Genomic DNA, 17,895 nt, shown 5'->3' with positions numbered 1-17,895 from the left:
CGGCGGTCAGGCCGCGGCGGGAACGCGGTCGGCGAGGATCGCCCGGCGCTGGTCGCCCACCCGCACGAGGATCAGCGTGGCCTCCGCGTCGCCGCGCAGTGTGAGCTTCCTGCGGAAGGCCGCGGGATCGACGTCGACCCCGCGCTTCTTGATCTCGAGTCGGCCGATCCCGTTCGCCTTCAGCACGGCGTTGATCGCCTTGGGCGTGGCCGGCATGGTCTCCCGCACGCGGAACGACTGCACGAACGGGCTCGTCACCGCGGCATCCGACGTCAGGTAGGCGATGTGCTCGTCGAGCATCCCCGCATCGAGGCTCCGCGCGACGTCGCCGATGAGCCGCGCACGGATGACCGCCCCGTCCGGTTCGTGCAGGAAAGCGCCGAGCTCGCGGACCGGAGCATCGTCGGCGTCTGCGCCGGAGGTCAGCTCGTGCGAGCGCTCGCCGCGGATCACGAGGGCCGCACGACGCACGCCTTCGCGCGCGAGAGCACCGCTCCACACCACCAGCTCGACCACGCTGCCGTCGGCGCTCACCCACTGCGCCTCGCTGTCGGACGGGAGCGCGTCGCGGTCGTGCGCGGGGCCGAGCTTGATGCCCGTCGGCATCCGTGCGGCGACGTCGAAGGCCCAGTCGAGGGAGGGGGAGTAGTCGTCGGCGGACACGCGTCGCGTCTCGCTGTGGCCGGCGGTGCGCCGCGCGGGGTCCATCCAGACGGCGCCGGGTGTCTCGCCGGGCACGTCGAGAGCTTCCTCCGCCGTGCCGTGACGGACGACCGCGGAACCCCCGAACGGGGCGAGGTTGTAGGCGGCGATCACCGAGGTGACCTCGTCGGCGTCGACCGCGAGCACGTCGAGTCCCGCGCCGGCGAAGGCGAGGGCGTCGCCGCCGATGCCGCAGCCGAGGTCGGCGACCCGCGTGATGCCGACGCTGCGGATGCGCTGCGCGTGCCGCGCGGCGACGGCGAGCCGGGTGGCCTGCTCGAGCCCCGCGCGGGTGAACAGCATCCGACCGGCGAACGCGCCGAACTTCGCCGTCGCCTTGGAGCGCAGGTGCGCCTGACCGACCACGGCGGAAACCAGATCGGGAGAGTGCCCTGCCGCGCGCAGACGGGAGACGGCGCGAGCGACCTCCGCGGTCGAGTCGAGGGCGCCCAGCTCATCGAGCAGCTCGAGCCCCTCGGGGGTCAGCAGGGCTCGCAGCTCGGACATCTCCACGACCTCAGCCTAATTCCCCCGCCCCCGTCGCCGAGCCGGCGGGTGGCATTGGCACTCGCATTGCATGAGTGCCAGCCGAGCGCATAGACTGGATTAGCACTCTCGGGTTGAGAGTGCGAACAAGTCTTTCGTGTCAGCGTCAAGAAAGAAGAGGTAGACCGTGTCGGTTTCCATCAAGCCGCTCGAGGACCGCATCGTCATCCAGCAGGTCGAGGCCGAGCAGACCACCGCGAGTGGCCTGGTCATCCCCGACACCGCCAAGGAGAAGCCCCAGGAGGGCGAGGTCGTGGCTGTCGGCCCCGGCCGCATCGACGACAACGGCAACCGCGTTCCGATCGACGTCGCCGTCGGCGACCGTGTCCTGTACAGCAAGTACGGCGGCACCGAGGTGAAGTTCGGCGCAGACGAGTACCTCGTCCTGTCGGCCCGCGACGTGCTCGCGGTCGTCGTCCGCTGAACCAGCGTTCCTCGGAAGGGACTCGGATGCTTCGGCATCCGGGTCCCTTCTGCTTTCCGCCAGACGGCGTCGGTTTCCTGCCGGACTCCTTCGGTCCATGGCCATGTGGCGTCCGCGGCCTGTCGCGCGGCATAGGGTTGTGCAGTGCCCCCTGAGACGACCCGCGCCACTCGGACCGCCGGAGTCGCCTACGCCGGCGGCGCCTATCTGCTCTGGGGCATCCTCCCGCTCTACTTCCTCCTCCTCGTGCCGACCGGGCCGTGGGAGGTCGTCGCCTGGCGAGTGCTGCTGTCGCTGGTCTTCTGCCTCCTGCTGCTGACGGTGACGCGCGGCTGGGCCGCCTTCGGCGTGATCCTGCGACAGCCGAAGCTCTTGGCCTGGACCGCGCTGGCCGGCCTCCTCATCTACATCAACTGGCAGGTGTTCGTCCTCGGCACCCTCACCGGTCATGTCGTCGAGACCAGCCTCGGCTACTTCATCAATCCGATCACCACGGTGCTGCTCGGCGTCTTCGTGCTCAAGGAGCGCATCCGCCGCCTGCAATGGGCGGCCATCGCCATCGCCGCGATCGCGGTCGTCGTGATCGTCGTCGCGTACGGCGCCTTCCCGTGGATCGCGCTGTCGCTGACGGCGTCGTTCGGCGTCTACGGACTGATCAAGAAGAAGATCGGGCCTGCCGTCGACGCCGTCAGCGGGCTGACGCTCGAGTCGTTCTGGCTGATCCCGATCGCCGTCGTGCAGCTGATCATCGTCGCGCAGACGCCCGCCGGAATCACGATGGGGGCGAACGGCTGGGGTCACGCCCTGGTGCTCGGGTTCGCCGGCGTCGTCACGGCCGTGCCGCTGCTGCTCTTCGCGGCGGGCACGCGACGCATCGACCTCACGGTGATCGGCATGATCCAGTTCGTCACCCCGGTGATGCAGTTCATCCTCGGCGTCGTGGTCCTCGGGGAGCCGATGCCGGCCGAGCGATGGGCCGGATTCATCATCGTGTGGATCGCGATCATCGTCTTCGTGGTGGACCTCATCCTGGCCGCTCGCCGGGGCCGCGCCGCCGCCGAGCCCGAACCGGTCTGATCCCCGGTCCTGTCGCAGGCCGGACTCGGTGTCGGATCGTTAACGCACCGAAACACTAGCGACCCCTGACGGCGTGTCCCACGCTCTAGTGTTAGAGCACCCGAGCGTGGTCACAATCCACGTTCAGTTACGCAAGGGAGCATCATGAACGCACTGAAGGGTTCGCGCAGCGCGAAGGTCTTCGCAGGGATCGCGCTTCTCAGCGCATCCGCAATGGTCATCGCCGGCTGCAGCAGCACTCCGGAGGGCTCGCCCTCCGAGGGCGGCGACAAGCCGGCCGCCGACCTGACACTCAAGCTCGGGTCTCTGCTGCCGCAGACCGGTTCGCTGTCGTTCCTCGGCCCGCCCATGGAGTCGGGCGTCGGACTCGCCGTCTCCGAGGTCAACGAGGCCGCCGCCGGCGTCACCATCGACCTGACCGCCGAAGACGAGGGCGACACCGACACCAAGGCGTACGAGACCTCGATCACCATGCTCCAGGGCGCGGGCGTCACCGCCATCGTCGGCGCTGCGGCATCCGGCGTCTCCCGCCTCATCCTCGACGGCAACGTGAGCGCCGGCATCCTGCAGATCTCGGCGTCGAACACCGGCCCCGACTTCACCGACTGGGATGACAAGGGACTCTACTTCCGCACCGCGCCCAGCGACCTGCTGCAGGGCGAGGTCCTCGGCAACCTGATCGCCGAAGACGGACACAAGACTCTCGGCGTCATCTACCAGAACGACGCCTACGGCACGGGTCTGTTCGACAACATCAAGTCGACCTTCGAGGGCGCGGGTGGCGAGGTCGTCGCCGACGCCTCTTACAACGTCGGTGACGGTCAGTTCGACGCTCAGGTCGAGACGATCAAGGCCGCCAACCCGGATGCCGTCGCGATCGTGTCGTTCGACCAGTTCAAGACCATCGCCCCGCTGCTGCAGAACGCCGGCATCACGCCGGACAAGTGGTACCTGGTCGACGGAAACCTGTCGGACTACGGCTCCTCGCCCGACACGAACTTCTCGTTCTCGCTCGAGGGCGCGCAGGGCACCAAGCCCGGCCCGGCGCTCGAAGACGACTTCACCGAGCGTCTGCAGACGTTCTGGACCGGTGAGGGCAACCCCGAGGTCAACGACTTCACGTACGCCGCCGAGGCATACGACGCCGTCGTCCTCGTCGCTCTCGCATCGCTCGCGGCCGGTTCCACCGAGGGCGCGGACATCGCGGCCAAGATGGCCGAGGTCTCCGGCGGCACCGGTGACGGTGAGAAGTGCACCAGCTTCGCTGACTGCGCCAAGATCATCAACGACGGTGGCACGGCCGACTACGACGGCTACTCCGGCGAGGTCACGTTCGACGAGAACGGCGACCCGCAGGGCGCCTCGATCGGTACCTACAAGTACGGTGCGGACAACCTGATCACTCGCACGAACTGATCACACGCGAAGGCCCCGGATGCTCAGCATCCGGGGCCTTCGTCGTGCGCTCGGCCCTTCGACAGGCTCAGCCCTTCGACAGGCTCAGGGACCCAGCCCTCTGGGTCGCTGAGCCTGTCGAAGCGTCCTGGCACGGAAGAGGGGCGGATGCCGCAGCATCCGCCCCTCTTCTCTTCCGCGTCAGGCGGCGTCTTCGGTGCCGAGCGTGCCGAGGTACAGGCCGATGACCTTGGGGTCGTTGAGGAGGTCGCGACCGGTGCCCTCGTAGGCGTCCCGTCCCTGGTCGAGCACGTAGCCGCGGTCGCAGATCTGCAGGCAGCGCCGGGCGTTCTGCTCGACCATGATCGTCGTGACGCCGGCCTTGTTGATGTCGGAGACGCGGATGAACGCGTCATCCTGGCGCACGGGGGAGAGGCCAGCGGATGGCTCGTCGAGCAGCAGCACCGACGGATCCATCATGAGCGCGCGCGACATCGCCACCATCTGCCGCTCACCGCCGGACAGCGAACCGGCACGCTGCTTGAGCCGCTTGCCGAGCTCGGCGAAGATGCTGCTGACGAACTCCAGACGCTCGGCGTAGATCTTGGGGTTCTGGTAGAGCCCCATCTGGAGGTTCTCCTCGATGGAGAGCGACGGGAAGACGTTGTTGGTCTGAGGGACGAAGGCCACGCCGCGCTTGACGAGCTTGTCGGCCTTGAGTCCCACGATGCTCTCACCGTGGAGCGTGACATCACCCTCGCGCACGTTCACCATGCCGAAGATCGCCTTCAGCAGAGTGGACTTGCCGGCACCGTTCGGGCCGATGATGCCGATCAGCTCGCCCTTGTGCGCGACGAGGTTCGCTCCGTTGAGGATGTTCACGCCGGGCAGGTAGCCCGCGTGCACGTCCTTCAGCTCCACGATGACGTCGTCGTTCTTGATCTCGTTCCGGACAGGCGTCTGGTCGGTCATGCCTTCTTCTCCTCGGCGTCGTCGGCGGATTCCTCGGCCTCGACCTCGGCCTCGACCTGTTCGCGGAAGCTCACCGGGTCGATCTCCGAGATCACGGGGATGCGGCCGGTCACGGCGCCGAGGTCGACGTCCTGGTGGGCGCCGAGGTAGGCGTCGATCACGGCGGGGTCCGCCATGACCTCGTCCGGCGGTCCTTCTGCGACGACGCGTCCTTCGGCCATGACCACGACCCAGTCGGCGATGTGGCGGACCATGTGCATGTCGTGCTCGACGAACAGCACGGTCATGCCGAGGCCCTTGAGATCGAGGATGTGGTCGAGCAGCGACTGCGTGAGCGCGGGGTTCACGCCGGCCATCGGCTCATCGAGCATGACCAGCGTCGGGTCGCTCATCAGCGCCCTGGCCATCTCGAGCAGCTTGCGCTGTCCGCCCGAGAGCGAGGCTGCGAAGTCCTGCTCCTTGGCGTCGAGCTTGAACCGCGCCAGAAGGTCGCGGGCCTTGGCCTCGATCTCGGTGTCCTGCTTGCGCCACAGGAACGGGAACAGGCTCGACCAGAACCCTTCGCCGCGCTGGCCGGGAGCACCGAGCTTCATGTTCTCGAGCACCGTCAGCAGCGACAGCGACTTCGTCAGCTGGAACGTGCGGACCTGCCCCATCCGTGCGACCTTGAAGGACGGCACGCCGGAGAGGTTCTTTCCGTCGAACGACCACGTGCCGCTGTTGGGCTTGTCGAAGCCGCAGAGCAGGTTGAACAGCGTCGTCTTGCCGGCGCCGTTGGGACCGATGAGCGCCGTGATCGCGCCGCGCGGGATCTCGAGGTGGTCCACGTCGACGGCGGTGAGTCCGCCGAAGCGCCGCTCCACGCCGTCGGCGATGAGGATCGGATCGACCTTGGCGACGCCGGGCTTCACCTCGCCCGTGGTCAGACCGGTGGTCTTCGGGCGACGGATGCTCCCGGTCGCCGGGGCGGCGGTCCCCTCGGGGACCGCCTCGGGGGTCAGTTCACTTGACAAAGGTCATCTCCCTCTTGTCGCCGAGGATGCCCTGGGGGCGGAAGATCACGAGCAGCATCAGCGCGATGCCGATGAAGATGAACACCAGCGTCGAGGCCTGGCTGTCGGACATCGGCAGGATCCCCGATTTCGCCATCGCCGGCAGCAGGTTCGCCATGAAGGCGAACACGACCCAGAAGAGGATCGCTCCGAGCGTCGGCCCGATCACGGTGGCCGCGCCGCCGAGGAGGAGGACCGTCCACAGGAAGAACGTCAGCGAGGTCGTGTAGCTGCCGGGGACGACGGCAGAGGGGAGGACGAACACGATCCCGCCCGCCGCGCCGATGACGCCGCCGACGACGAGCGCCTGCATCTTGTAGGCGAAGACGTTCTTGCCGAGCGAGCGCACGGCGTCCTCGTCCTCGCGGATGCCCTTGAGCACACGGCCCCACGGGCTGCGCATCAGCGCCCACACCAGCAGGATCGCGACGACGAGCACGATCAGCCCGAACACGCGGTTCCAGAGATCGTCCGCGCTGTACGTCCACGGCCCGAACCCGTAGGTCCCGACGGGGAAGGGGTTCGCGTCGCGGAAGCCGCCGTTGAACTGGGCGAGGCCGTCGGCGGAGTTGGTGTACTCGTCGAAGACCTGCGTGGTGAACAGCAGGCGCACGATCTCACCGGCCGCGATCGTCGCGATCGCGAGGTAGTCGGCCCGCAGACGCAGGGTCGGGATGCCGAGCAGCACCGCGAAGAGCGCGCCGCCGAGCAGACCGATCAGCATGCCGATCCACCAGGGGAGCCCGAAGGTGAGCACCGAGATGGCGTAGCCGTAGCCGCCGATCGCCATGAACGCGGCCATACCGAAGTTGAGCAGGCCGGCGAAGCCGAAGTGCATCGCGAGACCCGTCGCCGCCAGGGCGTACGCCAGGGTGACCGGGCTGAACAGGTAGACGGCGGTGTTGGAGAAGATGCTTCCGAAGTCCATGGCGGTCAGCCCAACCTTTCCCTGCGGCCCAGCAGTCCCTGGGGTCTGACGAGGAGGATCACGATGAGCACGACCAGGGCGCTCGCGTACTTCAGGTCGGAGGGGATCCAGAGCGTCGAGACCTCGACCGCGATGCCGACGATGAGCGAGCCGACGAGAGCACCGAACGCGGTGCCGAGGCCGCCCAGCGTGATCGCGGCGAAGATGAGCAGCAGCATCTGCGCGCCCATGTCCCACTTCACCCCGGGGCGGAAGTACGCCCACAGGATGCCGGAGATCGCCGCGAGCGTGCCGGAGAGGATCCAGACGTAGCGGACCACCTTGTCGACGTCGATGCCGGATGCCGCGGCGAGCTGCGGGTTGTCCGAGATCGCGCGGGTCGCCTTGCCGATGCGGGTGCGCGTCAGGAAGAAGGCGACGCCGAGGATCACGATGATGCTCACGCCCATGCCGATCATGTCGATGTAGGACAGCGAGATCGGACCGAACTGGATCGGGGCGGGGCTGGCACCGGGAAGCTGCCGCGTACCGCCGCCGATCAAGTACTGGAACGCGTAGCGGAGCGCCAGCGAGAGGCCGATGCTGACGATCATGAGCTGCACGACACCGAGACCGCGCCGCCGAAGCGGCCGCCAGATGCCGGCATCCAGGGCCCAGCCGAAGAGCCCTCCGCCGATCACCGCCGCGATGATGCCGACCCACAGCGGAAGCTGCCAGAACGTGGTCGTCACCAGGGCGACGAGGCCGCCCCAGGTGACCATTTCAGCGTGGGCGAAGTTCGACAGCCGGGTGGTGCCGTAGATCAGGGCCGCTCCCATCGAGGCGAGCGCGAGAAGCAGACCGAAGTTCAGGCCGCCGACGAGTCGTGAGAGCAGCTGATCGAGGAACGACACCGTGATCCGCTGCCCCTCGCCGAGGAACAGGTTCATGATCTTGGTGCCGGTGAGGCCGAACTCGACCTCGAACGAGGCTGTCGTGCCGGCGATGGGCTGCGTGCCCTCCGGCAGCAGACTCGCGTCGACGATCACGCCGTCCGGAAGGGTCTTCTCGTCGACGGTGAGGGTGTACTTGTCCTTCTCGGGCACGTACAGCCGCCACTTGCCGTCGACGTCGGTCTCGGTCTCGCCCTTGAATCCGTTGCCTTCGATCTGCATGACGACGCCCTCGACAGGCTCGTCGTCGAAGGTGATGACCCCGGCGAAGTAGAAGTCCGTCACCTCCTGCTCGTCGTCGGAGGTCTCCGCCGAGGCGGATGACGGAGGCAGTACCAGGAACGCGGTCAGCGCCATGAGGATGCCGAGGAAAGCGACCACCCAGGGTCGTTTTCGCTGCACGGCGATTGTTGTGGGTCCCACGCAACCTCCACTGTGAGTGCTTTCTCTGCGGCATCGGGTGTGAACCGCAGGGTGGACGACGTTTTGAGCGTAGTGCGCGTTTTGCGATTCACCTACACCGGCGGCATCCCGTGCGGACGAGGGGCGCTTCCGGGAATGTTCGCGGGCGTGTCTCGCTTAGAATCTTCATACGGGTTTCGACCCGCACCGGCCGACGTCGACCACCCCACTCGCACTCGGATTCGCGCGACTCGCGCAGGAGGAGCTTCCATGGACCAGCACGATCCCTTCGGCTTCGTCGGACTGACGTACGACGATGTGCTGCTCCTTCCGGGGCACACCGACGTCATCCCCAGCGAGGCCGACACGTCGTCGCGCATCACACGCCGCATCTCGGTCGCCACCCCGCTGCTGTCGAGCGCGATGGACACGGTCACCGAATCGCGCATGGCGATCGCGATGGCGCGTGAGGGGGGCATCGGCATCCTGCACCGCAACCTGTCGATCGCGGATCAGGCCGCTCACGTCGACCGCGTCAAGCGCAGCGAGTCCGGCATGATCACCGACCCGATCACGACGACGGCCGACGCCACGGTCGAAGAGGTCGACGCACTGTGCGCCAAGTACCGCATCTCGGGTCTTCCCGTCATCGACGACGACGGAAAGCTCGTCGGCATCATCACCAACCGCGACATGCGCTTCGTCTCGGGCTTCGAGCGGCAGACCACGTTCGTGAAGGACGTCATGACGAGCGAGAACCTCGTCACCGCCCCCGTGGGCGTCGCGGCCGGCGAGGTCATCGCGCTGTTCGCGAAGCACCGTGTCGAGAAGCTCCCTCTCATCGACGAGGACGGCAAGCTCGCCGGCCTCATCACCATCAAGGACTTCGACAAGAGCGAGAAGTACCCGCTCGCCACCAAGGACGACCAGGGCCGGCTCCGCGTCGGTGCCGCGATCGGATTCTTCGGCGACGCGTGGGAGCGGGCGGAGGCGCTGCGCGATGCCGGCGTCGACGTGCTCGTGGTCGACACGGCCAACGGCCAGTCGCAGGGCGTCATCGACCTCGTCCGCCGTCTGAAGGCCGACGAGACGTTCGAGCACATCGACATCATCGGCGGCAACGTCGCCACGCGCGAGGGCGCCCAGGCGCTGGTCGATGCCGGCGTCGACGCCGTCAAGGTCGGCGTCGGACCGGGCTCGATCTGCACCACCCGCGTCGTGGCCGGTGTCGGCGTGCCCCAGGTCACGGCCGTGTACGAGGCATCGCTCGCCGCGCGTCCCGCCGGTGTCCCGGTGATCGCCGACGGCGGCCTGCAGTACTCGGGCGACATCGCCAAGGCCCTCGTCGCCGGTGCGGACGCCGTGATGCTCGGCTCGCTCCTCGCGGGCACCGACGAGTCGCCGGGCGAGATCGTCTTCCAGTCCGGCAAGCAGTTCAAGCAGTACCGCGGCATGGGGTCGCTGGGCGCGATGCAGACCCGCGGCAAGCAGACCTCGTACTCGAAGGACCGCTACTTCCAGGCCGACGTCCCGAGCGACGACAAGCTCATTCCCGAGGGCATCGAGGGGCAGGTGCCGTACCGCGGCCCGCTCGCCGCGGTCGCGTACCAGCTCGTCGGCGGCCTGCGTCAGTCGATGTTCTACGTCGGCGCGCGCACGATCGAAGAGCTCAAGACCCGCGGGAAGTTCGTGCGCATCACCTCGGCGGGTCTCAAGGAGTCGCACCCGCACGACGTGCAGATCGTCGTCGAGGCGCCCAACTACAAGAAGTAGGGATTCGACGGAAAGGGACCGGATGCCGCGCGGCATCCGGTCCCTTCGTCTCTCTCCGGGGAGATCAGCTGCAGGTGTAGGTGACGCCGTCGACGGTCCACACGCCCGGGCCGAGCTCCGCGCACGTCCCGATGATGCCCGCGAAGAGCGTCACGAACAGGATGATGCCGATGATGTACAGCAGGGTGATGACCGCGCCGACGATGATGCCCGCGATGGCGATGCCCTTGGGGGCGCCGGCCTTGCCGAGCTTGACGGCCGCGACGATGCTGAGGATCAGGCCGATCGGCGCCGCGACGAAGGCGAGCACCAGGCCGATGATCGACAGCACGCGCCCCGGAGGGGAGACCGGAGCTGCAGCGTAGGGAGCGCCGCCGTTGGGCGCGGGCGGCGCGTAGGCGGCGGTGGGATCCGGGGTGGGCGCGCCGTTCCAGGCCGGGGGAGTCTGCGGGGAATCGGGGGGCTGGGGAATCGTCATGTTCTCTCCTGTTCCAGGGAGACGGCGGATCGGCCGTCGCCGGTTCTCGTAGCCAGAGCGTAGCGAGCAGCACCCGCGTCGCACCATGCCGTTCACCGGATCGACCTCTTCCGTCCGTCGTCGGCCCGGCGTAGCGTGCCGGTATGTGTCGCAACATCGTCCCGCTGAACAACCTCGAACCCGCCGCGACCGACGAGGAGTGCCACGACGCGGCGCTGCAGTTCGTCCGCAAGATCTCTGGAGCGAACGCGCCCTCCCGCGCGAACCAAGCGGTCTTCGACCGGGCCGTCGATGAGATCGCCCGCGCGGCCCGTCAGCTGCTCGACGACCTGGTGACCTCGGCTCCGCCGAAGAACCGGGCGGCGGAAGCGGCCAAGCGACAGGCCCGTTCGGCCGAGCGCTATGAGGCGATCCGGGTGTATCAGCAGGAGAAGCGCGCAGCCAGGGCCGTCTGACACGGGAGCGCGCCGCACCGCGATCCGGCGCTGCGCAGCGGGCGCTGGCGCCTATGCCAGAATCGACGTACCCCGCTCGACTTTCCCCGCGGACCCGGTGGTAGGGCACCGAGACCGCGACGCCGATCTTCGCATCGGCAGGGATCCTCCCCAAGGAGAGCCGCTCTATGGTTGACGAAGCTCCGCGCGTCCTCGTCGTCGATGACGACCCCGACGTCGCTCTGCTCGTGAAGACGGTGCTCGAGCGGCGCGCGGGCTGCATCGTCGACATCGCGCAGGACGGCCGCGTCGCGATCGAGCGGATGGCGGAGGTGCGCCCCGACGTCGTCGTCACCGACATCGAGATGCCGGGGCTGAGCGGTCTGGAGCTGCTCGCGGAGCTGCGGCGCACGAGCCCGAACGTCCCCGTGATCGTGATGACGGCGCATGTCTCGGTGGAGTACGCGGTGTCGGCCCTGCGCGCGCAGGCCGACGAGTTCCTCACCAAGCCGCTCGACAACGCCCGCCTGATCGAGGTCGTCACACGGCTCGCCGCCGAAGGCCGACGTCGCCGTGAGGAAGCCCGGCCGAAGGAGACCGTGCTGGCCATCGGCGCGCATCCGGACGACGTCGAGATCGGCGTCGGAGGGCTGCTCGCAGCCCACGCGCACGCCGGGGACGCCATCACGATCCTCACCCTCTCGCGCGGTGCCCGCGGCGGCGACGCCGACAGCAGGCAGAGCGAGTCCCTCGCGGCCGCCGACATGCTGGGCGCGCGGCTCTTCGTCAAGGATCTGGTGGACACCGAGATCTCCGGGGGCGGGACGACGGTGCGCCTCATCGAGGAGGTCGTGCAGGAGATCACGCCGACCATCGTCTACACGCACTCCGGTCACGATCGGCACCAGGATCACCGAGCCGTGAGCGAGGCGACCATCGTCGCCACCCGACGCGTCGGCACCGTGGCGTGCTACCAGAGCCCGTCGGCCACGATCGACTTCCGTCCGACGCGGTTCGTGCGCATCGACCAGTACCTCGATCAGAAGCTGCGACTCCTGGAGCGCTTCCAGTCGCAGACCGCCAGCCGCGACTACCTCGAACCCGAGTTCGTCACCGCGACGGCGCGCTACTGGTCGCGGTTCGGCGGCGGCAAGGCCGTGGAGCCCCTCGAGGTGGTGCGCGAGACGGCGGAGTTCGTCGGCGCCCATGAACTCACGAGAAGAGAGAGCTGATGACGAAGCGCGTGCTGGTGACGGGTGCGGGGGGTCCGGCCGGGGTGGCCGTCATCCGCTCGCTCCTCCGCCGCTCCGACCTGACCGTGTTCGCCGCCGACATGGACGGCTGGGCGAGCGGCATCTACCTGGTCCCACCGGCGCAGCGCCGCCTCGTCCCTCCGGGTCGCGACGAGGACTTCGTTCCCGCGATCGCACGGATGGTCGCCGAGGATGCGCTCGATCTCGTCATCTCCACGGTCGACGTGGAGCTCATCGCACTGGCCGATCGCCGGGGAGAGCTGGCGCCGGCCGTGCTCGCCGCGCCCTCGGCCGACACCCTGAACACCGCGCTCGACAAGCTGGCCCTCGCCGAGCGCTGCGCCGCGACGGGCCGCACCCCGCGCACGGTTCTCGCAGGGCCCGATGCCGAGGAGGTCGACTGGGAGTTCCCGGCCTTCGCGAAGCCGCGCCAGGGCGCCGGCAGCCGCGGCATCCGGCTCGTGCCCGATCGTGCCGCGCTGGAGGCGCTGCCGACCGACGAGGGACTCATCGTGCAGGACTTCCTCCCGGGGGAGGAGTACTCGGTCGACGTCATCGCGGATGCGGCGGGGAACGTCGTCGCCGCCGTCCCGCGCACGCGCGCCAGGGTCGACTCGGGCGTGGCGATCGCGGGGCAGACCGTCCGCGACCCGGAGCTCGAGGACACGGCCGCGTCCATCGCCAGGGCGATCGGCCTCGTCGGCGTCGCGAACGTGCAACTGCGTCGGGATCGCACCGGCCGCGCCGTGCTGCTCGAGGTCAATCCGCGCTTCCCCGGAGCGCTCCCGCTGACGATCGCCGCGGGTGTCGACATCCCCTCGCTCGTCGCCGATCTTTTCCTCGGCATCGAGCTCCCGACGCGGGTCCCGTTCCGGGAGGTCGCCTCGGTGCGCTTCCTCGAGGATGTGATCGTCGAGGTCGACGACCTGCTCGTCTCCGCCCACGCGGGGCACCAGGAGGAGTTGTGAGCCACGCCGCTCTGCGCGGGGATCACCACGTCCACTCGACGTTCTCGGATGATGCGGTGTCGACGCTCGCGGAGAACGTCGCCGCGGCTGCGGCCGCGGGGCTGAGCACGGTGCGCCTCGTGGATCATGTGCGGCAGAGCACCACCTGGGTGCCCGAGTACCTCGCCGCCGTCCGGGAGCTGTCCGTGCCCGACGGCCTCGAGGTCCTCACCGGCGTCGAGGCGAAGATCCTCGATGCAGCGGGCACGCTCGACATCCCCGCTCTACCCGCGGGCATCGACCGCATCCTCATAGCCGACCACCAGTTCCCCGGCGTCGACGGACCGCTCGGGCCGACCGCCGTGCGCGAGCGGATCGCCGACGGCTGGGCGACCGATGATGTCCTGGACCAGCTCGTCGCGGCGCTGATCGCCTCGATGCAGCGGCACCCGGGGAACCAGCTCGCGCACTGCTTCTCGATCCTGCCGAAGATCGGCCTGTCCGAGGACGACCTCGGCGACGAGCGCACCGACGCGTGGGCGCGCGCCGCCGCCGCCACCGACACGCTCGTCGAGGTGAACGAGAAGTGGGGGTGTCCCGGCATCCGCTCGCTCGCCGCGCTGCGACGCTCGGGAGCGCGGATCGTGGCGTCCACCGACAGCCACGTCGCAACGGACGTCGGCCGCTACTCGCGGGTCCTCGAGCTCCTCGACGCGGAGGGCGAAGCCTGATGGCGGAGCTCACCTGGCCCGAGGCGACGCTGGTCGTGTTCCTGGTGCTGTGCGTGCTGGTGGGCACGCTGCCCGTGATCAACACCGCGCTGCAGTTCCTCACGCTGCCGCTGCACGCGTTCCGCAACCACTACGCCAAGGCGGCGCCGTACCACCCGAACATCGCCGTCGTGATCCCCGCCTGGAACGAAGGGCTCGTCATCGGGCCGGCGATCGAACGGCTGCTGCAGCTCGAGTACGCCCCGGAGCGCCTGCGGATCTTCGTCGTCGACGACGCCTCGACCGACGACACCCCCGAGATCGTCACGGCCATGGCGGCGGCGCATCCCGGTCGCGTCGTGCACCTGCGTCGCGACAAGGGCGGCGAGGGCAAGGCGCACACCCTCAACCACGGACTCGACGTCGTCCTCGCGGACGCCTGGACCGAGGCGGTGCTCATCATGGACGCCGACGTCATCTTCGCCAGGGACTCGCTGCGCAAGCTCAGTCGGCACCTGGCCGATGAGAAGGTCGGGGCCGTCACCGCGTACATCGCCGAGGGGAGTCGGGACCGCAACTACCTCACGCGCTTCATCGCCATCGAGTACGTGATCGGCCAGCTCTCCGCCCGACGGGTGCAGAACGTCGGCGGCGCGATCGCGTGCCTCGCCGGCGGGGCGCAGCTGCACTCCCGGGCGAACCTCGAGGCGATCGGCGGGCGCATCCCGACCGGGACCCTCGCCGAGGACACGATGACGACCTTCGAGGGCCAGCTCAAGGGGCGGCGCATGGTGTTCGAGCCACACGCCGTCGTCCTCGCCGAGGAGCCTCGCACGGTCGACAGCCTCTGGAAGCAGCGGCTCCGGTGGGCCCGTGGCAACGTGCAACTGACGTCGATCTATCGGAAGCTCTGGTTCCGGCCGAGCCGCACCCACAACCTCGGCAGCTTCACCTTCGGGCTCGCGTGGTTCGTCATCCTGCTCCTTCCCGCCTTCATGCTCCTGGCGGCGTCGGCCCTGCTGATACTCCTCCTCGTGCACAGCGACATCGCGGAGTTCGTGTTCCGATTCATGTGGATCTCCGCGGCGTGCGTCTACCTGTTCTCGATGCTCTACTCCGTCCAGCTGGATCCCCGCATCGGCAGGCAGTCGTGGCGCGAGGCGGTCATGTTCCCCGGGCTCGGCGCGCTGATCCTCATGGCGCTCGCACTGTTCCCCTGGCTGTTCGAGGAGGGGCTCGCGCAGGTCGGTCTCGCCCTGACCGACGAGAGCCGCTTCGCCTGGGCCGTGATCTTCTACCTCTGGGGGCCGATCTCGATGCTGGGGATCTGGCTCGCCCGCGCGGTCGAGCCGCTTCCGGGCGGCCGGTTCTTCGCCGGACTGCTCGTCTACATCTGTGGATACGGTTCGCTGCTGTGCGCGATCACCGTGGATTCGTACATCAAGGAGTGGCGTCGTGCTGACGCCTCGTGGATAAAGACCGAGAAGATCGGACGGGTCGTCTCATGACGGATGCGCCGCCGCAGGGTTCCGAGGTGGAGGAGATCGCCGCGGATGAACGTCGGGAGCGCCGACTCGTCCCACAGGCGCTCCTCTCACTGGCCGTCGTCGCCGTGATCGTCATCGTGCGAGAGCTGCTCCTCCGATGAGCGGGAGGCCGCTGGCCCTCGTCGTCGAGGACACCGTCGATCAGGCTGCCCTTCTGCGTCGCTACCTCGACCGCGAGGGGTTCGACGCCTTCGTCGCCTACGACGCCGAATCCGCGATCGCCGCGTTCGACGAGATCGATCCCGTCCTGGCGGTGATCGACCTGCTGCTTCCGGGGATCTCCGGTCAGGAGTGCGCGCGACGCGTCCAGGAGCGCTTCCCGGAGTGCTTCCTCGTGATCAGCTCGGTCCTCGACGCCGCGGACTATCCGCCGGCGGATGCGGCGCTGCCCAAGCCGATCACCGGTGCGGATCTGCGCGGCATCGTCGAGCGGGTGACACGATGAGGGCGACCCCGCTGGACCGCGCCGAGAACCGGTGGTACCAGGTCTTCGACAACCCCAGCCCGCTCGTGAAGCAGGCCCCCACGCTCATCGCGACGGTCGCCGCCGTGCTGTTGACCTGGTGGATCCCGGATCTGCCCGTCACGCACCTCGTCGCGGTGGTGTGCGGTGTCGGACTGGTGCTGGCCGCGACCGCTCATTCGGCCGTGCTGAGCGCTCGCCGGGTGTACGACGGGTGGGTCGTCCTGCTCGTCCCGTTGATCGACATCGTCGGACTCGGTCTGTTCCGCACCGGCACCGGTGGGGCGAGCTCGCTCTTCTCCTCGCTCGTGCTGCTGCCCGTCATCTGGATCGCCGCGGCGCCCGGCATCCGCTACGTCTTCGTCGTCGGCGGACTGACCTCGATCGCCCTGCTCATGCCGTACTTCGCCGATCCGCCGCACAGCGCGGTCGACTGGCTGCGCGGAGTCATCGGGCCACTGGTGTTCGCCGCCGTCGCCGCGGTGATCAACGAGCTCTCCCGTCAGCAGCGCGTGCGCGCCGAGCAGGCGGAGGAGCTGGTCGGCGAACGCACGGCGGCGCTCGCCGACAACGTCAAGATGATCGTGCAGCTGCGGGAGAAGGAGCATCAGTACCGCTCGCTGGTGGAGTCGTACGAGGGGCTGTGGTCGTCGATCACGGCGCAGGCCGTGATCGCGACCGACCGGAACGGCACGATCACCGCCTGGAATCCGGGGGCGGAGCGGCTGTTCGGCGTCGCGTTCAGCGAGGCGATGGACGACGTGCGCGTCGATCGCTTCTTCGCGGAGGCGTCGTTGACCGCGCTCGCGAGCGACTGCACGAAGGAACAGCGTGTGGATGCCGACTCCGACCTGCCACCGGGGCTGAGGGCGCTGTTCGCCGGCGCGGACGACGACCAGAACGTCGAGGACGACGTCGACATCGTGACGTCGGCGGGGACCTCGGTTCCCGCGCGGGTGACCGTGAACCCCCACCGCGACGCCTCCGGCACGCAGCAGGGGTATCTGCTCGTGGTGACCGACGAGAGCAAGGCCGTCGAGGTCGCGCGGATGAAGGACGAGTTCGTCGGGATGATCTCGCACGAGCTGCGGACGCCACTGAGCGCGATCATCGGCTTCCTCGATCTGCTCCAGAGCGATCCAGGACAGCCGCTCAGCGAGGAGCAGCAGGAGTTCGTCGCCATCATCGAGCGCAATGCCCAGCGGCTGCTGAACCTCGTGGGAGATCTGCTCTTCACGGCGCAGGTCGAGTCGGGGCGGTTCCCGCTGGACCGCGCGGAGGTCGACGTGGGCGAGCTCGTGCGCTCCGCCGTGGCGTCGGCGGGGCCGCACGCGCAGCGCGAGGGCATCGAGATCACCGCGGAGCTCGCTCCCGAGCCCGTCCGCATCCTCATCGATGCCGGCCGGATCGGACAGGCGCTCGACAACCTGCTCTCCAACGCGATCAAGTTCACGCCCCGCGGTGGTCGTGTCGTCGCCCGCGTGCGGCCCGTCGACGGCGGAGTGGAGCTGTCGGTGAGCGACACCGGCATCGGTATCCCGAAGGACGAACAGGGGATGCTGTTCACCCGGTTCTTCCGGGCGTCGACCGCGACGAGCAACGCCGTGCCCGGCGTCGGACTCGGTCTCACGATCACGCGCGCCATCGTCCTCGCCCACGGCGGCACGATGGATGTGCGCAGCGAAGAGGGCATCGGCACGGAGTTCCGTTTCGTGCTGCCCTCGGCGGCCAAGACCGAGACGCTGCGGACCCTGAGCCGCGCCGACTGAGTCCGTCGCCCCCCGTCCTTCGTGACGGTCGATGACGGGCCGTGAACCCCTGTGACGTCGGGGGTGCGGGTGCGCCGACGCCCCGGCTACG

Annotated in this window: 18 protein-coding genes; 12 read left to right on the top strand and 6 right to left on the bottom strand. The window is 68.7% G+C overall.

Annotation, left to right across the window (positions count from 1 at the left end):
• Positions 1–6: 6 nt before the first annotated feature.
• Positions 7–1,215, bottom strand: coding sequence for a class I SAM-dependent methyltransferase (locus LBN7_RS03970; RefSeq protein ID WP_407361005.1), 1,209 nt, complete (start codon positions 1,213–1,215; stop codon positions 7–9).
• Positions 1,216–1,375: 160 nt separating this feature from the next.
• Here LBN7_RS03970 and groES point away from each other — a divergent pair, with 160 nt between their 5' ends.
• The 3 genes from groES to LBN7_RS03955 all read left to right on the top strand — a co-directional run bounded on the left by groES (position 1,376) and on the right by LBN7_RS03955 (position 4,165).
• Positions 1,376–1,672, top strand: coding sequence for a co-chaperone GroES (groES, locus tag LBN7_RS03965; protein ID WP_028502311.1), 297 nt, complete (start codon positions 1,376–1,378; stop codon positions 1,670–1,672).
• A 144-nt stretch (positions 1,673–1,816) separates the two neighbouring features.
• Positions 1,817–2,749: an EamA family transporter RarD gene (rarD, locus tag LBN7_RS03960; protein ID WP_407361004.1), complete on the top strand. Its 933-nt coding sequence runs from the start codon at positions 1,817–1,819 to the stop codon at positions 2,747–2,749.
• Positions 2,750–2,893: 144 nt separating this feature from the next.
• Complete coding sequence (locus tag LBN7_RS03955; RefSeq protein WP_407361003.1) at positions 2,894–4,165, top strand: ABC transporter substrate-binding protein; 1,272 nt, start codon at positions 2,894–2,896, stop codon at positions 4,163–4,165.
• Positions 4,166–4,345: 180 nt separating this feature from the next.
• Here the strand turns inward: LBN7_RS03955 and LBN7_RS03950 are convergent, their stop codons facing one another.
• Genes LBN7_RS03950 through LBN7_RS03935 form a run of 4 tightly spaced genes read right to left on the bottom strand, consistent with a single transcriptional unit; the run spans position 4,346 to position 8,385 of the window.
• Positions 4,346–5,116, bottom strand: a complete 771-nt coding sequence (locus LBN7_RS03950; protein ID WP_116634570.1) for an ABC transporter ATP-binding protein — start codon at positions 5,114–5,116, stop codon at positions 4,346–4,348.
• Positions 5,113–6,066 carry an ABC transporter ATP-binding protein gene (locus LBN7_RS03945; protein WP_116634779.1) on the bottom strand — a complete coding sequence of 318 codons (954 nt, stop codon included), beginning with the start codon at positions 6,064–6,066 and terminating at the stop codon, positions 5,113–5,115. The genes LBN7_RS03950 and LBN7_RS03945 overlap by 4 nt, the downstream gene beginning before the upstream one ends.
• A 52-nt stretch (positions 6,067–6,118) precedes the next feature.
• On the bottom strand, positions 6,119–7,096 hold the full coding sequence (locus LBN7_RS03940) for a branched-chain amino acid ABC transporter permease (protein WP_407361002.1): 978 nt from the start codon (positions 7,094–7,096) through the stop codon (positions 6,119–6,121).
• A gap of 5 nt (positions 7,097–7,101) precedes the next feature.
• Positions 7,102–8,385 (bottom strand): ABC transporter permease subunit, encoded by a 1,284-nt coding sequence (locus tag LBN7_RS03935; protein WP_407361697.1) that lies wholly within the window; start codon positions 8,383–8,385, stop codon positions 7,102–7,104.
• Between the two features lie 315 nt (positions 8,386–8,700).
• Here LBN7_RS03935 and guaB point away from each other — a divergent pair, with 315 nt between their 5' ends.
• Positions 8,701–10,203 (top strand): IMP dehydrogenase, encoded by a 1,503-nt coding sequence (gene guaB / locus LBN7_RS03930; RefSeq protein ID WP_116634573.1) that lies wholly within the window; start codon positions 8,701–8,703, stop codon positions 10,201–10,203.
• Positions 10,204–10,267: 64 nt separating this feature from the next.
• Here the strand turns inward: guaB and LBN7_RS03925 are convergent, their stop codons facing one another.
• Positions 10,268–10,681, bottom strand: coding sequence for a hypothetical protein (locus LBN7_RS03925; RefSeq protein ID WP_341946084.1), 414 nt, complete (start codon positions 10,679–10,681; stop codon positions 10,268–10,270).
• Positions 10,682–10,824: 143 nt separating this feature from the next.
• On the opposite strand from LBN7_RS03925, the gene LBN7_RS03920 reads away from it, so the two are divergent.
• From LBN7_RS03920 to LBN7_RS03885, 8 genes are all read left to right on the top strand, one after another.
• Positions 10,825–11,136 carry a DUF2277 domain-containing protein gene (locus LBN7_RS03920; RefSeq protein ID WP_116634575.1) on the top strand — a complete coding sequence of 104 codons (312 nt, stop codon included), beginning with the start codon at positions 10,825–10,827 and terminating at the stop codon, positions 11,134–11,136.
• 167 nt (positions 11,137–11,303) lie between these two features.
• Positions 11,304–12,347 carry a response regulator gene (locus LBN7_RS03915; protein ID WP_116634576.1) on the top strand — a complete coding sequence of 348 codons (1,044 nt, stop codon included), beginning with the start codon at positions 11,304–11,306 and terminating at the stop codon, positions 12,345–12,347.
• Complete coding sequence (locus tag LBN7_RS03910; protein WP_407361001.1) at positions 12,347–13,336, top strand: ATP-grasp domain-containing protein; 990 nt, start codon at positions 12,347–12,349, stop codon at positions 13,334–13,336. The genes LBN7_RS03915 and LBN7_RS03910 overlap by 1 nt, the downstream gene beginning before the upstream one ends.
• Entirely contained in the window at positions 13,333–14,046 is a 714-nt protein-coding gene (locus LBN7_RS03905; RefSeq protein WP_407361000.1) for a PHP domain-containing protein, read from the top strand. The genes LBN7_RS03910 and LBN7_RS03905 overlap by 4 nt, the downstream gene beginning before the upstream one ends.
• The gene (locus tag LBN7_RS03900; RefSeq protein WP_116634579.1) at positions 14,046–15,533 is read left to right on the top strand and encodes a glycosyltransferase; all 1,488 of its coding nucleotides are present in this window, start codon (positions 14,046–14,048) and stop codon (positions 15,531–15,533) included. The genes LBN7_RS03905 and LBN7_RS03900 overlap by 1 nt, the downstream gene beginning before the upstream one ends.
• Positions 15,530–15,673, top strand: a complete 144-nt coding sequence (locus LBN7_RS03895) for a hypothetical protein (protein ID WP_165807993.1) — start codon at positions 15,530–15,532, stop codon at positions 15,671–15,673. The genes LBN7_RS03900 and LBN7_RS03895 overlap by 4 nt, the downstream gene beginning before the upstream one ends.
• Entirely contained in the window at positions 15,670–16,017 is a 348-nt protein-coding gene (locus tag LBN7_RS03890; protein ID WP_116634580.1) for a response regulator, read from the top strand. The genes LBN7_RS03895 and LBN7_RS03890 overlap by 4 nt, the downstream gene beginning before the upstream one ends.
• Positions 16,014–17,804, top strand: coding sequence for a sensor histidine kinase (locus LBN7_RS03885; RefSeq protein WP_407360999.1), 1,791 nt, complete (start codon positions 16,014–16,016; stop codon positions 17,802–17,804). Before LBN7_RS03890 ends, LBN7_RS03885 begins: the two co-directional genes overlap by 4 nt.
• The last annotated feature ends 91 nt before the right edge of the window (positions 17,805–17,895 follow it).

Origin of the sequence: Microbacterium sp. LBN7, from assembly GCF_045690345.1 — a bacterium.
Lineage (GTDB): Bacteria > Actinomycetota > Actinomycetes > Actinomycetales > Microbacteriaceae > Microbacterium.
This window is presented reverse-complemented; position numbering and strand designations above follow the sequence as displayed.

Coding starts and splice junctions, on each gene's coding strand:
- LBN7_RS03955 (WP_407361003.1), top strand. CDS start 2,894: ATGAACGCACTGAAGGGTTCGCGCAGCGCGAAGGTCTTCGCAGGGATC.
- LBN7_RS03950 (WP_116634570.1), bottom strand. CDS start 5,116: ATGACCGACCAGACGCCTGTCCGGAACGAGATCAAGAACGACGACGTC.
- LBN7_RS03940 (WP_407361002.1), bottom strand. CDS start 7,096: ATGGACTTCGGAAGCATCTTCTCCAACACCGCCGTCTACCTGTTCAGC.
- LBN7_RS03935 (WP_407361697.1), bottom strand. CDS start 8,385: ATGGCGCTGACCGCGTTCCTGGTACTGCCTCCGTCATCCGCCTCGGCG.
- guaB (WP_116634573.1), top strand. CDS start 8,701: ATGGACCAGCACGATCCCTTCGGCTTCGTCGGACTGACGTACGACGAT.
- LBN7_RS03925 (WP_341946084.1), bottom strand. CDS start 10,681: ATGACGATTCCCCAGCCCCCCGATTCCCCGCAGACTCCCCCGGCCTGG.
- LBN7_RS03920 (WP_116634575.1), top strand. CDS start 10,825: ATGTGTCGCAACATCGTCCCGCTGAACAACCTCGAACCCGCCGCGACC.
- LBN7_RS03915 (WP_116634576.1), top strand. CDS start 11,304: ATGGTTGACGAAGCTCCGCGCGTCCTCGTCGTCGATGACGACCCCGAC.
- LBN7_RS03910 (WP_407361001.1), top strand. CDS start 12,347: ATGACGAAGCGCGTGCTGGTGACGGGTGCGGGGGGTCCGGCCGGGGTG.
- LBN7_RS03900 (WP_116634579.1), top strand. CDS start 14,046: ATGGCGGAGCTCACCTGGCCCGAGGCGACGCTGGTCGTGTTCCTGGTG.
- LBN7_RS03895 (WP_165807993.1), top strand. CDS start 15,530: ATGACGGATGCGCCGCCGCAGGGTTCCGAGGTGGAGGAGATCGCCGCG.
- LBN7_RS03890 (WP_116634580.1), top strand. CDS start 15,670: ATGAGCGGGAGGCCGCTGGCCCTCGTCGTCGAGGACACCGTCGATCAG.
- LBN7_RS03885 (WP_407360999.1), top strand. CDS start 16,014: ATGAGGGCGACCCCGCTGGACCGCGCCGAGAACCGGTGGTACCAGGTC.